This window comes from Rhodococcus sp. WB9 (genome assembly GCF_007558985.1).
Taxonomy (GTDB): domain Bacteria; phylum Actinomycetota; class Actinomycetes; order Mycobacteriales; family Mycobacteriaceae; genus Rhodococcus_F; species Rhodococcus_F opacus.
Genome location: NZ_CP041769.1, coordinates 6,276,089 through 6,288,472, shown reverse-complemented (window position 1 = coordinate 6,288,472; position 12,384 = coordinate 6,276,089). Strand labels below are relative to the sequence as shown.

General features: G+C 69.8%; 11 protein-coding genes and 1 riboswitch. All 11 genes read left to right on the top strand.

The features are described 5' to 3' along the window. Positions 1-14 precede the first annotated feature (14 nt). The 11 genes from FND50_RS29310 (at position 15) to FND50_RS29265 (ending at position 12,354) form a co-directional block, all read left to right on the top strand. Entirely contained in the window at positions 15-1,409 is a 1,395-nt protein-coding gene (locus FND50_RS29310) for an NtaA/DmoA family FMN-dependent monooxygenase (protein ID WP_112300984.1), read from the top strand. 46 nt (positions 1,410-1,455) lie between these two features. Continuing rightward, positions 1,456-1,549: riboswitch (SAM riboswitch) on the top strand. A gap of 4 nt (positions 1,550-1,553) precedes the next feature. Continuing rightward, positions 1,554-1,637 (top strand): putative leader peptide, encoded by an 84-nt coding sequence (locus FND50_RS37900; protein WP_310794466.1) that lies wholly within the window; start codon positions 1,554-1,556, stop codon positions 1,635-1,637. A gap of 152 nt (positions 1,638-1,789) precedes the next feature. Further along, complete coding sequence (locus FND50_RS29305; protein WP_144289191.1) at positions 1,790-3,424, top strand: ABC transporter substrate-binding protein; 1,635 nt, start codon at positions 1,790-1,792, stop codon at positions 3,422-3,424. 3 nt (positions 3,425-3,427) lie between these two features. Then, positions 3,428-4,417: an ABC transporter permease gene (locus FND50_RS29300; RefSeq protein ID WP_144288006.1), complete on the top strand. Its 990-nt coding sequence runs from the start codon at positions 3,428-3,430 to the stop codon at positions 4,415-4,417. Next, positions 4,410-5,330 carry an ABC transporter permease gene (locus FND50_RS29295; RefSeq protein ID WP_144288005.1) on the top strand — a complete coding sequence of 307 codons (921 nt, stop codon included), beginning with the start codon at positions 4,410-4,412 and terminating at the stop codon, positions 5,328-5,330. The genes FND50_RS29300 and FND50_RS29295 overlap by 8 nt, the downstream gene beginning before the upstream one ends. Beyond that, the gene (locus tag FND50_RS29290; protein ID WP_144288004.1) at positions 5,327-7,006 is read left to right on the top strand and encodes an ABC transporter ATP-binding protein; all 1,680 of its coding nucleotides are present in this window, start codon (positions 5,327-5,329) and stop codon (positions 7,004-7,006) included. The genes FND50_RS29295 and FND50_RS29290 overlap by 4 nt, the downstream gene beginning before the upstream one ends. After that, entirely contained in the window at positions 6,999-8,135 is a 1,137-nt protein-coding gene (locus FND50_RS29285; protein WP_144288003.1) for an LLM class flavin-dependent oxidoreductase, read from the top strand. The genes FND50_RS29290 and FND50_RS29285 overlap by 8 nt, the downstream gene beginning before the upstream one ends. A gap of 4 nt (positions 8,136-8,139) precedes the next feature. Further along, positions 8,140-9,504 carry an NtaA/DmoA family FMN-dependent monooxygenase gene (locus tag FND50_RS29280; protein ID WP_144288002.1) on the top strand — a complete coding sequence of 455 codons (1,365 nt, stop codon included), beginning with the start codon at positions 8,140-8,142 and terminating at the stop codon, positions 9,502-9,504. Then, on the top strand, positions 9,501-10,298 hold the full coding sequence (locus FND50_RS29275; protein ID WP_144288001.1) for a DUF1684 domain-containing protein: 798 nt from the start codon (positions 9,501-9,503) through the stop codon (positions 10,296-10,298). Before FND50_RS29280 ends, FND50_RS29275 begins: the two co-directional genes overlap by 4 nt. Before the next feature lie 2 nt (positions 10,299-10,300). Further along, complete coding sequence (locus FND50_RS29270; protein ID WP_144288000.1) at positions 10,301-11,215, top strand: LLM class flavin-dependent oxidoreductase; 915 nt, start codon at positions 10,301-10,303, stop codon at positions 11,213-11,215. Continuing rightward, the gene (locus FND50_RS29265) at positions 11,212-12,354 is read left to right on the top strand and encodes an LLM class flavin-dependent oxidoreductase (RefSeq protein ID WP_144287999.1); all 1,143 of its coding nucleotides are present in this window, start codon (positions 11,212-11,214) and stop codon (positions 12,352-12,354) included. The genes FND50_RS29270 and FND50_RS29265 overlap by 4 nt, the downstream gene beginning before the upstream one ends. Positions 12,355-12,384 lie beyond the last annotated feature (30 nt).

Below are 12,384 nucleotides of genomic sequence, written 5' to 3'. Positions count from 1 at the left end.
AGGTTGTGGAGAACATGACCGACAACTCGTACGCCCGACCCGGCGCCCAGGTGCACTTCGGTGTCTTCTTCCAGGGCGTCAACCACACGACGATCTGGTCGGATCCGTCGAGCGGATCGCAGATCGACTTCGAGACGTTCCGGCGGGTGGCACTGACCGCCGAGCGCGGCCTGTTCGACGCCTTCTTCCTCGGTGAGGGCCTGCGCCTGCGGGAACAGGAGGGCAAGATCCTCGATCTCGACATCGTGGGCCGCCCGGACGCGATCACCCAGCTCGCGGCGCTCGCCGGCATCACCCGGCACATCGGGTTGGTGGCCACCCAGAACACCACCTACAACGAGCCCGCCGACCTCGCCAGGCGGCTGTCCGGGCTGGACCTGCTGTCCGGTGGCCGTGCCGGCTGGAACGCGGTCACCACGGACAATGCCTGGACCGGTGAGAACTTCCGGCGCGGCGGCTTCCTCGATCACGCGGACAGGTACGAGCGGGCCGGGCAGTTCCTCGACACCGCCCGGGCGATCTGGGATGCGTGGGCCGACGGCGCGGTCGCGACGAGGACCGACGCGCCGTCGTGGGCAACCCCGGACGGGGTGCGGGAGGTGTCCCGGCGCACGTCGCAGTTCGACGTCACGATCACCCCCACGCTGCCGCGCAGCGCCCAGGGACACCCCGTCATCTTCCAGGCCGGTGACTCACCGGCGGGCCGGGACTTCGCGGCCGCGCACACCGACGTGATCTTCTCCCGGCACGGAACGCATTTCGACGCGGCGCTCGCCTTCGCCGAGGACATCAGGGCGAGAGTGCGTCGTGCGGGGCGCCCCGAGGACGACGTCAAGATTCTGCCGGGCACGCAGATCGTGCTCGCGGAGAACGCGTCCGAGGTGGAGGAGAAGGTGCGCTGGGTTCTCGAGGGCCAGTACACCGGGCAGACGGCGTTGTCTCTGGTCGGTCAGGTGTGGGGCCGCGATCTGTCCGATCGCGACCCGGACGGTCCACTGCCCGAATTCGATCCGGTGCCCGCGCCGATCTCCGTCACCCGCGGGGCGGCGCGTGACGGAAAGGATCCGCTCGCCATCGCCCGGGAATGGCGGGCACTGGCGGAGGCGCAGAACCTGTCGCTGCGTCAGGTGGCGATCGCGACCACCCAGCGCTCCGGTTTCGCGGGCACCCCCGGGCAGGTCGCCGACGAACTCACCCGGTGGGTTCGCAGTGGGGCGACGGACGGATTCAACATCTCGCCGTATCTGGTGCCCACCGGACTCGACGAGATCGTCGACCTGCTGGTGCCCGAATTGCAGGAGCGAGGTTCGTACCGAACGGAATACGAAGGCTCCACCCTGCGTGAGCACCTCGGGCTCCGGCCCGCCCTGTCGCGGCGGGAGGTCGAGTCCCAGCAGGCGGTCGGGTAGCGGGGTCCGTGTGGCGCCGCGACCGGCGATCTCTTACACTCGGTAACGACCATCCAGAGCGACCGAGAGACCTGGCTCGTTGACGTCGCAGCAACCCCCCGCCCTGCGGGTGCGGGTGCTACCGCCGGGATCGATGGAGGAACGATGTTGACCGAAGGTTTCGTGAGCGCCTGGGGGCGCCTGCACGTCGATCTCTGCCGGCTGTCCACCTCGATCTGTCACAGCTGACCTGACACCCCGATCTCTCGGGGTTCCGGCTCTTCACACCGCATCCGCGTCGGATCCGGTGTCCCTCACCTTCCTGTGCGCGTGAGCGCTGCCGATACGACGGGCAGCGCGCACGGCACTTCTTCGAGATCACGGAGTTCTCGGTGCCATCAGTGCTTTTGTCCTCGCCCCACCGCGGTGCCCGCATCGCAGCAGGTATCGGCGCCGCCGCCGTGCTGGCCACGGCGCTCACCGCCTGCGGTGGCGGTTCCAGCAGTTCCTCCGCGGATGCGGGCCCCGCACAGCCGGGCGGCACACTCCGCTACGGCCTCTCCCAGGCACCCACGTGCGCCGACCCCGCGCAGTCGGGCACGAATCAGACGATCTACGTGGCTCGTCAGGTGGTGGACTCGCTCACCGACCAGGACCCGGAGACGGGCGAACTGAAGCCGTGGCTCGCCGAGAGCTGGGAAACCGACGCCGACGCATCCTCCTTCACGTTCCACCTGAAGGAGGGGGTGACGTTCAGTGACGGAACGCCTTTCACCGCGGAGTCGGTGAAGAAGAATCTCGACGCCATCGTGAACACCCTCTCCGGCGCCAAGGCCCCGCTCGGTGCCAGCTACCTCGCCGGGTACACCGGAACCACCGTGATCGACCCGCTGACCGCGCAGGTCGACTTCGCCGCACCCAACGCGCAGTTCCTGCAGGCGTCGTCCACCCCGCAGCTGGGCATCCTGTCCGATGCGTCCGTCGCGAAGTCCGCCGAAGAGCGGTGCACCGGCAACATCTCGGGCACCGGACCGTTCACGTACGCCGACTACCAGCAGGACAAGTCGGTGACCCTCGCCAAGCGCGCCGGATACGACTGGGGTTCGGACGTGTTCGGCCACGACGGCGAGGCCTACCTCGACACCATCGAGTTCAGTGTCGTGCCCGAATCCGGTGTCCGCACGGGCAGCCTGTCCTCGGGACAGCTGGATGCGATCAGTGACGCGTTGCCGCAGGATGCCCCGCAGATCGAAGGCGCAGGCGGGCAGGTGCTCACCACGTCGAACCCCGGGACGCCGTTCGGTTTCCAGCCCAACGTGACTCGCGGACCGCTCGTCGATCCGGTCGTGCGCAGTGCGCTGGTCCCGGCGATCAACCGGCAGGAACTGGTCGACACCGTGCTCGGGCCCAACTTCACGCCCGCCACCAGCACGCTGGCCAGCCGCACCCCCGGCTACGTGGCGCTGCCGGACGTGACATTCGACCCGGAGAAGGCGAAGTCGATCCTCGACCAGGCGGGCTGGGTTCCCGGTGCCGACGGCATCCGGGAGAAGGGCGGTCAGAAGCTGAGCTTCCCCGTTCTGTTCAGCTCCGTGTTCGCCGGCAACCAGGCCATCCTCGAACTGGTGCAGCAGCAGCTCAAAGAGGTGGGAGTGGATCTGCAGCTGAATCTCGTGTCCACCCCGGAGGCCACCGCTCGCCAGAATGCCAAGGACTTCGACGCCACCTATTACAACAGCACCCGCGCCGACGGTGACATCCTCCGCACCCAGTTCGGACTCGAGGGCCGCAACCTGAACAACCGCGGACCGATTCCCGCGCTCGACGCCGTGCTCGCGAAGCAGCTCGCCACCACCGACACCACCGAGCGGAGCGCGCTCGTCGCCGACGCCCAGCAGCAGGTGCTCGACAACGGCCTGTGGATCCCCACGGTGGAGTTGTCGCAGGCGATCGGCGCCGGCCCGAACGTGCAGGACCTGAAGTTCGAGGCCTCGGCCCGGCTCCAGTTCTTCGACACCTGGATCAGCGGACGCTGAGCCATGATTCGCTACCTCGGACTACGCGTGCTGCAGGCGATCGCCGTCCTGTGGGCGACGTTCACCGTGTCGTTCGCCGTGCTGTTCCTGTTGCCGTCCGACCCGGTGAGCATCGCCGTCGACTCGGCGACCGCCGGAACGACGGTCGACGCGGCCGCCGTCGCGGAGCTCCAGGCGCGGTACGGCCTCGACCAGCCGGTGTGGGTGCAGTACTGGAATTCGCTGAGCCACGCCGTCCGCGGTGACTTCGGGTACTCGATCGCCACCGGGCAATCGGTGACCGAGGCGATCGGGAACGCGGTCCCCAGCACGCTCGCGCTGGCGTCCGCGGCGCTGCTCCTCGCGGTCGTGTTCGGGGCAGCGGTCGCGTTCCTCGCCACCTACACCAGGGTCCACTGGTTGCGGAATCTGCTGTTCTCGCTGCCTCCGCTCGGTGTCGCGGTGCCGACGTTCTGGGTGGGACTGATTCTGCTGCAGCTGTTCTCGTTCCGGTTGAAGGCCTTTCCGGCGTTCGGCGACCAGGGGTTCGCGACGCTGGTGCTCCCCGCGGTGACGCTCGCGCTGCCGACCGGCGCGGTGATCGCCCAGGTGCTCGCGGCGAGTCTGCAGACCACGTGGCGGCAGCCGTTCATCGAAGCCGCGCGGGCGAAGGGCGCGTCCCGCTGGCAGATCCAGACGCGGCACGCGCTGCGCCTGTCGAGCATTCCCGCGTTCACCATCGCCGGTGTGCTTGTGGGGAATCTGCTGGCCGGATCGGTCGTCGTCGAGACGGTGTTCTCGCGCGCCGGAGTCGGGCGGCTCACCCAGACGTCCGTGATGGCGCAGGACATTCCGGTGGTCCAGGGAATCGTGGTGCTGAGCTCCGTCGTCTACGTACTCGTCAATCTCGCCGTCGATCTGCTCTACCCGCTGATCGATCCCCGGATCGTCGAGGGCAGGCGCAGTTCGGACCGCAGCGGCGGCGCGGATGTGGAGGAGAAGGTTCATGTCTGACATCCTCACCAGGGAACTGATCGACGAGGCCGAGGGTTTCGGCACTCCGCCGGTCGAACCGCCGCCCGTGATCGCGTCCGAGTCGGACAGCCGCGGACGCCGCGTGGTGACGTGGTTGCGTCGCAATCTCGTGCTCGTGGCCTCGGCCGCGGTGCTCCTCGTCGCGGTCGGATTCGCGGTGGCGCCGTCGGTGTTCGCGAGCGGCGACCCGCTGGTCGGGGTGCCCGCCGAGAAACTGCAGGCGCCGAGCGCCGCGCACTGGTTCGGCACCGACAACATCGGCCGCGACGTGTATACCCGCGTGGTCCACGGCGCCGGATTGTCGCTGACCGCAACGTTGTTGGCCGTGGGCATCGCACTGGTCGTCGGTTCGCTGATCGGCCTGCTGTCCGGTGCCGTCGGAGGTGCGCTGGACGCCTTCCTGATGCGCGTCGTCGACGTCCTCCTGTCGATCCCCGCCCTGCTGCTCTCGCTCGCTCTGGTGACCGCGCTGGGATTCGGCACGGTCAACGTGGCCATCGCGGTGGGCGTGTCGCTGATCGCGAACTTCGCCCGCGTGATGCGTTCGGAGGTGCTGCGCGTGCGCCGGTCGCTGTACGTCGAGGCGGCGTTCGCGTCGGGTGTCCGCTGGCACACGGTGCTGCGCCGCCACGTTCTGCGGAATTCGTACGCGCCCGTCGTGGCACTCGCCGCCGTCGAGTTCGGGATGGCGGTCCTCGCGGTGTCGTCGCTGAGCTTCCTCGGGTTCGGCGCGGTGCCGCCCACCCCGGAGTGGGGCTCGCTGATCTCCGAGGGCCGGAACTACCTCGCCACCGCGTGGTGGATGACTACCCTGCCCGGACTGGTGATCGTGGCCGTCGTGCTGTCGGCGCACCGACTCGGACATGCACTCGAACAGAGGGAAGTGCGATGAGTTCGACTACTACTGCTGCGGCAGGCACCACGGCGCCGCTCCTCCAGGTCTCCGGACTGCGGGTGGCGTACGGGAGCGTGAGCGATCCCGTCGTGGCTGTGAAGGGCGTCGACCTCACGGTCTCGCGCGGCGAAGTGGTGGCCGTGGTCGGCGAGTCCGGCTCCGGAAAATCCACCACCGCGCACGCCATCCTCGGGCTGCTCAGCGGATCCGGGCGGGCCGTCGCCGGCACCGTCACATTCGACGGTGAGCGTCTCGACACCAAGTCGGAGCGCGCACTCGGACGGGTCCGCGGCGCCCGGATCGGCCTGGTTCCCCAGGACCCGACGACGTCGCTCAACCCCGTCCTGCGGGTCGGCGCCCAGGTGGCCGAGGTGCTCCGGATCCACGGTCTCGCCGACCGGCGGACGGCCGCCGTCGAGGCGGTGCGCATTCTATCCGAAGCCGGGATCGACAAGCCCGAGGTGCGGGCGAGACAGTACCCGCAGGACCTCTCGGGCGGGCAACGGCAGCGCGTCCTGATCGGGACCGCGCTGGCGTGCAGCCCCGAACTCGTGATCGCGGACGAGCCGACCAGCGCACTCGACGTCACGGTGCAGCGCCGGATTCTCGATCACCTCGACGCGCGGATCGCCGAATCCGGCACCGCGGTCCTGCTGATCACGCACGATCTGGGTGTCGCAGCCGACCGCGCCGACCGGATCGTGGTGATGAGCCAGGGTGAGGTGGTGGAAGCGGGTCCCACCCGCGAGATCCTCGAGAACCCCCAGCACGAGTACACCCGCACCCTGCTGGCCGCGGCGCCGAGTCTCTCGGTGGGGCGGGGGCCCAGCCGCGCCGCGGAGGCGGGCGGAGCCGAACCCGATGTCCTGTTGCGGGTGTCCGGGGTGTCCAAGACGTTCCGGATCGATCGGCGCACGGCCATCGACGCCGTCCAGGACGTGTCGTTCGAGGTCCCCCGCGGGCGCACTCTGTCGCTGGTGGGGGAGTCGGGGTCCGGCAAGTCCACGGTGGCCCGGATCGCGATCCGGTTGGAGTCTCCCACCGGAGGCCGCGTCGAGTTCGACGGCCGGGACATCACCACCCTGCGCGGCGGCGCGCTGCGCGCCCTGCGCCGCCGAGTGCAGATCGTGTACCAGAACCCCTATGCGTCCCTCGATCCGAAGCTGGCCGTTGCGGATATCGTGGCGGAACCGCTCGGTGCGTTCGGTGTCGGCACCCGGGCGGAACGGGAGGCACGAGTCGCCGAACTGCTCGAGCAGGTCGCGTTGCCGCGCACCTACCTCGAACGCCGACCGGCCGAGCTGTCCGGCGGCCAACGGCAGCGGGTCGCCATCGCCCGGGCGCTCGCGCTGCACCCCGAACTCGTCGTGCTCGACGAACCGGTGTCGGCGCTGGACGTCTCGGTGCAGTCGCAGATCCTCGGGTTGCTCGAGCGCCTGCAGCGGGACCTCGGGCTCAGCTACCTGTTCATCTCACACGACCTCGCCGTGGTCCGGCAGATCAGCGACACGGTCGCGGTGATGCGGTCCGGCCGTATCGTCGAATCGGGCACCGCGGCAGAAATATTCGACAATCCCCGCCACGACTACACCCGGCAGTTGCTCGACGCCATCCCGGGACGATCCGTCGTGCGTCCACGTTCTGCACAGCTGGAGGAATCGATTCATGCCTGAGCCACACGACCCGCTCGTCGCCGTCGATCTGTACGGCACGGGAATTCATCCGCAGTCCTGGCGTCGTCAGGACTCGCGCGCCGAGGACCTCTTCACCGCCGGCTACTGGACCGGCCTGCTCGGGCAGGCCGACTCCGCCGGAGTGGACCTCGCGTTCGTCGGCGATACCTTCGCGATCGCCACGACGGGACACTCCGATCAGCGTGGACAACTGGACGCCGTGGCGATCGCCGCACGGGCCGTCGCGGCCACCGAGCGCATCGGCCTGGTTCCGACGGTGACCGTCACCCACACCGAACCGTTCCACGTGTCCAAGGCCATCGCGAGCCTCGACCACGCGTCGCTCGGCCGCGCCGGATGGCAGGTGGACGTGTCGGCCGGTCAGGCGCAGGCGAATCTGTTCGGGCGCAAGGGCGCACAGGATGCCGAGAGCCTGTGGGCGGAGGCGGCCGACGCGATCGAGGTCGTCAGCCTGCTGTGGGACAGCTGGGAGGACGACGCCGAGATCCGCGACGTGCCCACCGGCCGCTTCATCGACCGGGACAAGCTGCACTACATCGATTTCGAGGGCACGCACTTCTCCGCGAAGGGTCCCTCGATCACGCCGCGATCGCCGCAGGGGCAGTCGCTGATCGTGATCGGTGCGCGGGACGAGCACTCCACCCGGGTCGCCGCGGCGCGCGCCGACGTGATCCGCATCGGCGCGCCCACCGTGGACGCAGCACGTGACGCAGCAGACCGGGTGCGACGTGCCGCCGCCGAGGCGGGCCGGGACTCCGCCTCGCTGCGAATCCTGCTGGACGTCGAGGTGGTGATCGCCGAGACCGCCGACGCGGCGGAACGCGACCTCGCCCAGCTCGAGAACTGGTCCGGCAGCCGATACGAGCCGGCGTCGATTCTCCACCGCGGCGACGCGCCGGGACTCTCCCGCCTGATCACCGACGTGGTGGGCACCGGGGGCGTCGACGGCGTGACCCTCCGGCCGCTGGCGCTGACGTCGGGCCTGAACGAGATCACCGAGCGCGTCCTGCCGTTGCTGCGCCCGGGCGACCGAGCGCCCGACAGCGGAGTGCTCCGGGAGCGGCTCGGCTTCACCCGTCCCGTCAATCACTTCGCCGGGCAGGACTGACATCATGAGCAACCAGCGCAAGCGGATTCATCTCGCCGCGCACTTTCCCGGCGTCAACAACACCACCGTGTGGAGCGACCCCGAGTCGAAGAGTCAGATCGACTTCGACTCGTTCGTGCACCTCGCGGAGACCGCCGAACGCGGATTGTTCGACTTCTTCTTCCTCGCTGAGGGCCTGCGCCTGCGTGAGCACCGAGGACAGATCCACGACCTCGACGTGGTGGGCCGGCCCGACACGTTGACGGTGCTCGGCGCGCTCGCCGGAGTCACCACACATCTGGGCCTGGCGGGGACGATCAACACCACGTTCAACGAACCATACGAGCTGGCACGGCAATTCGCCTCGCTCGACCACCTGTCCGACGGACGGGCCGCGTGGAACATGGTGACGTCCTCGGACGCGTTCACGGGGGAGAACTTCCGGCGCGGGGGATACCTCGACAAGGCCGACCGGTACGTCCGCGCAGGCGAACTGATCGAGGGCGCCCGCAAGTTCTGGGACAGCTGGATTCAGGATGCGCTGCAGATCGACCGCGCCCGGGGAGTGTTCGCCGCGGACCACTCGATTCGCGACGTCACCCACTCCGGCTCCCAGTTCGACATCCGGGGACGGTTCACGATTCCCCGGAGCCCGCAGGGGCATCCGGTGCTGCTGCAGGCCGGTGACTCCGATGAGGGCCGCGAATTCGGCGCCGCCCAAGCGGATGCGATCTTCACCATTCACGGATCGCTCGAGGACGGCCAGAAGTTCTATACGGACGTCAAGGGCAGGCTGGCGAAGTACGGGCGCAGCCACGGCGACCTCAAGGTGCTGCCCGCGGCGACCTTCGTGCTGGGCGACTCCGCGGCGGACGCGGCCGAGCGCGCCGATCACATCCGGCACCAGCAGGTGGGCCCACAGACGGCGATCGCGTTGCTCGAACAGGTTTGGGGCCGTGACCTTTCCGCGTACGACCCGGACGGTCCGCTACCGGACGTCGAACCGGCCGACGACACGAACATCACCCGCGGCCGGGTCCGGCACGCGAAGGACCCACGCGAGATCGCTGCCGCGTGGCGGGCGAAGGCGGAAGCCGAGAAGCTCAGCATCCGTGAACTGATCATCGCGGTCACCACCCGCCAGCAGTTCGTCGGCACCGCCGCGCAGGTGGCCGAGGAGATCGACCGCTACGTGCAGGCGGACGCGTGCGACGGCTTCATCCTGGTACCGCACCTCACTCCGGCCGGGCTCGACGAGTTCGTCGAGACGGTGGTCCCGGAGTTGCAGAACCGCGGCAGTTTCCGCTCCGAGTACTCGGGGACGACCCTGCGCAGCCATCTCGGACTGCGCCATCCGCATCACCAGACAGAAGGAGTTCGGGCATCATGACCGCAGTCACCGCAGGCGCGACATTCGAGCAGGACTGGCAGGACTGGCATTCGGCGCGGGAGGAGTCGTTCCGCGACCCGCTGGGATGGCTGAGTCTCACGGCCCTGCACTGGCTCGTCGAGACGGACACGACGTTCCCCGACCTGCCCGGGAAGTGGCGGGCCGATGCGGACGGGGTGGTGATCACGGCCACCGCCGACGCCGGTCTCGAGGTCGACGGCGACGCGGTCGACGGCACCGAGACCCTCGCACCGCTGGAGGGTGCACCCGGTCTGCTCGTCCGGCACGGGAGCCGCAACATCGAGGTGATCCGCAGAACCGGTGACGTCGCCCTGCGGATCCACGACCCCGAGGCAGGCACCCTCGCCGCGTTCACCGGAATCCTGACGTTCCTGCCTGCGCGGCAGTGGGCCGTGCCGGGAACGTTCACCCCGTTCCCGCAGTCCCGCGTCGTGACGACGGGTGCGGTCGTCGAGGGACTCGAGCACCACCACACGGCGCTGGGGACGCTGGCATTCGAGTACGACGGCGCCGCACACGAACTCGTCGCGTTCGCCGGCAAGGACGGTGGCCTGCACGTTTTGTTCACCGATGCCACCAGCGGGGTCAGCACGTACCCCGCGGCGCGGTCACTGGCCGTGGTCGCCCCCGCCGCCGACGGCCGGGTGATCCTCGATTTCAACCGGGCGGCCAACCTGCCGTGCGCATTCACCGACTACGCCACCTGCCCGGTCGCGCCCGCCGAGAACCGGCTGACGCTCGCGGTCGAGGCCGGCGAGAAGAACCCGCGGTAGGCATGGCCGAGAAGCAGGTCGTGCTCGGGGCGGCGGCACCCGCGGGCCGGACGGACTTCGCCGTCCTCGCGCATGCCGCCCGCACCGCGGAGCGGGGGAGATTCGACTTCTTCCTCGCCGACGGCGTCACCGCGGCGAACGCACTGGCCGGGTTCACCGACGCGATCGGGCTCGCGGCGACGCTGGACACGACCTCCGCCGAACCGTACGACGTGGCCCGCCGGCTGGCCTCACTCGATCACCTGTCCGGCGGCCGTGCGGCGTGGAACACGCCGGCTCCCGGCGGCGAGCGGGCCGCGGAGTTCGTCGACACCGCCCGCACGCTGTGGGATTCCTGGGCCGAGGGGGTCGTGACGGTCGACCGCGGCGCGGGGCGATTCGTCTCGGACCCCACCGCCGGGGCGTTCTACCACCGGGGCAGGCACTTCGACATCGGTGGACGCTTCACCGTCCCGCGGAGCCCGCAGGCACAACCGGTGGTGATCGTGTCGGGCGACGGCCCGCAGGCCCGGGATCTCGCCGCCCGGCACGGCGACGTGATCCTCGCGCCGCTCGGCACGTTCGAGGCCGGTCGCGCGTTCTACGACGACCTCGCGCGCCGCACGGTCGAAGCCGGCAGGCCCGCCGGTGCGGTGAAGGTTCTGTCCGCCGCGACGTTCGCAGGCACCGCCACGTCCGTCGCGGACCGGATCGTCCGGTGGGTCCGCGAGGACGCAGCGGACGGGTTCGTCCTGCCCTCCCACCTCACCCCGGGCGAACTCGGCCTGTTCGTCGACACGGTGGTGCCGTTGCTCCGGGACCGCGGCGTTCTGCGCACCGAATACACCACCGCCACGCTGCGGCAGCACCTCGGACTCGGTGCCCCGCGCAGCCATCGCGCTGTCAATCCCCGCTCTCTCCAGAAGGTGCCCTCATGACCACTCCGTTGTCCGTCCTCGATCTGTCGCCCGTCAGCGAGGGCGCCACCGCCCGCACCGCGCTGCGGAACACCGTCGACCTGGCCCGGCACGCCGAAGCGTGGGGATACAAGCGGTACTGGGTTGCCGAACACCACTTCGTGGGCGTCGCCAGTTCGTCGCCGGCCGTGCTCGTCGGGATCCTGGCCGCGGCGACCAGCACGCTCCGGGTCGGCGCCGCCGCGGTGCAGTTGGGCCACACCACCGCAGCGGCCGTGGTCGAGGCGTTCGGCACCGTCGACGCGCTGTATCCGGGTCGCCTGGACCTCGGGCTCGGGAGGTCGGGTCAGCGGCGGGCAGAGGCGCTGAAAGCCGTTGCGGAGCGCAACAACCAGCCGGCCCCGCGCCGCCGGGAGACGGAGATCCGCGACGGCGTCGTGATCCCGGCACCGTTCGATCCGTCCGGGCTCCTGCTGTCTCCGCGGCTCTCGGCGGCCCAGTCGGTACTCCAGCAACCGGGCGCGCTGTCGCCCGCATTCGACCAGCAGGTCGACGACATCCTGGCACTGCTCGGCGGCACGTACCGCACCCCGGACGGGATCGAGCTCCACGCCAGCCCCGGCGAAGGCGCCGACGTCGAGGTGTGGGTGTTCGGCAGCAGTGCGGGGCCCAGCGCCGAACTGGCCGGCCGGCTGGGGTTGCCCTTCGGGGCGAACTACCACGTGAGTCCGTCGACGACCCTCGAGGCGGTCGAGGCCTACCGCGCCGCGTTCCGCCCGTCGTCGAACCTGCAGAAGCCGTACGTCGTCGTCTCCGCCGACGCGGTCGTGGCGGAGGACGACGCGACCGCGAAGGAACTAGCGTCGACGTTCGCACACTGGACGCACAGCATCCGCAGCGGGCACGGTGCGATCCCGTATCCCGACCCGGCGCACACGGCACCGATCGGCGAGACGGAACGCGCGGCGGTCGAGGACCGGCTGATCACCCAGTTCGTGGGGGCACCAGCCACCGTTGCGGACCGACTCGACAGTCTGCGAAGGCTCACCGACGCCGACGAACTGGTGATCACCAGCGTCACCCACGATCACGGCGACCGGTTGCGCTCCTACGAGTTGCTCGCGGCGGAGTGGGGACTGCCGGGTCTGCTGGCCGCCTGAGAGCACGATGATTGAACGCTGGTCCAAATG

Coding starts and splice junctions, on each gene's coding strand:
- FND50_RS29275 (WP_144288001.1), top strand. CDS start 9,501: ATGACCGCAGTCACCGCAGGCGCGACATTCGAGCAGGACTGGCAGGAC.
- FND50_RS29280 (WP_144288002.1), top strand. CDS start 8,140: ATGAGCAACCAGCGCAAGCGGATTCATCTCGCCGCGCACTTTCCCGGC.
- FND50_RS29265 (WP_144287999.1), top strand. CDS start 11,212: ATGACCACTCCGTTGTCCGTCCTCGATCTGTCGCCCGTCAGCGAGGGC.
- FND50_RS29285 (WP_144288003.1), top strand. CDS start 6,999: ATGCCTGAGCCACACGACCCGCTCGTCGCCGTCGATCTGTACGGCACG.
- FND50_RS37900 (WP_310794466.1), top strand. CDS start 1,554: ATGTTGACCGAAGGTTTCGTGAGCGCCTGGGGGCGCCTGCACGTCGAT.
- FND50_RS29270 (WP_144288000.1), top strand. CDS start 10,301: ATGGCCGAGAAGCAGGTCGTGCTCGGGGCGGCGGCACCCGCGGGCCGG.
- FND50_RS29290 (WP_144288004.1), top strand. CDS start 5,327: ATGAGTTCGACTACTACTGCTGCGGCAGGCACCACGGCGCCGCTCCTC.
- FND50_RS29310 (WP_112300984.1), top strand. CDS start 15: ATGACCGACAACTCGTACGCCCGACCCGGCGCCCAGGTGCACTTCGGT.
- FND50_RS29300 (WP_144288006.1), top strand. CDS start 3,428: ATGATTCGCTACCTCGGACTACGCGTGCTGCAGGCGATCGCCGTCCTG.
- FND50_RS29295 (WP_144288005.1), top strand. CDS start 4,410: ATGTCTGACATCCTCACCAGGGAACTGATCGACGAGGCCGAGGGTTTC.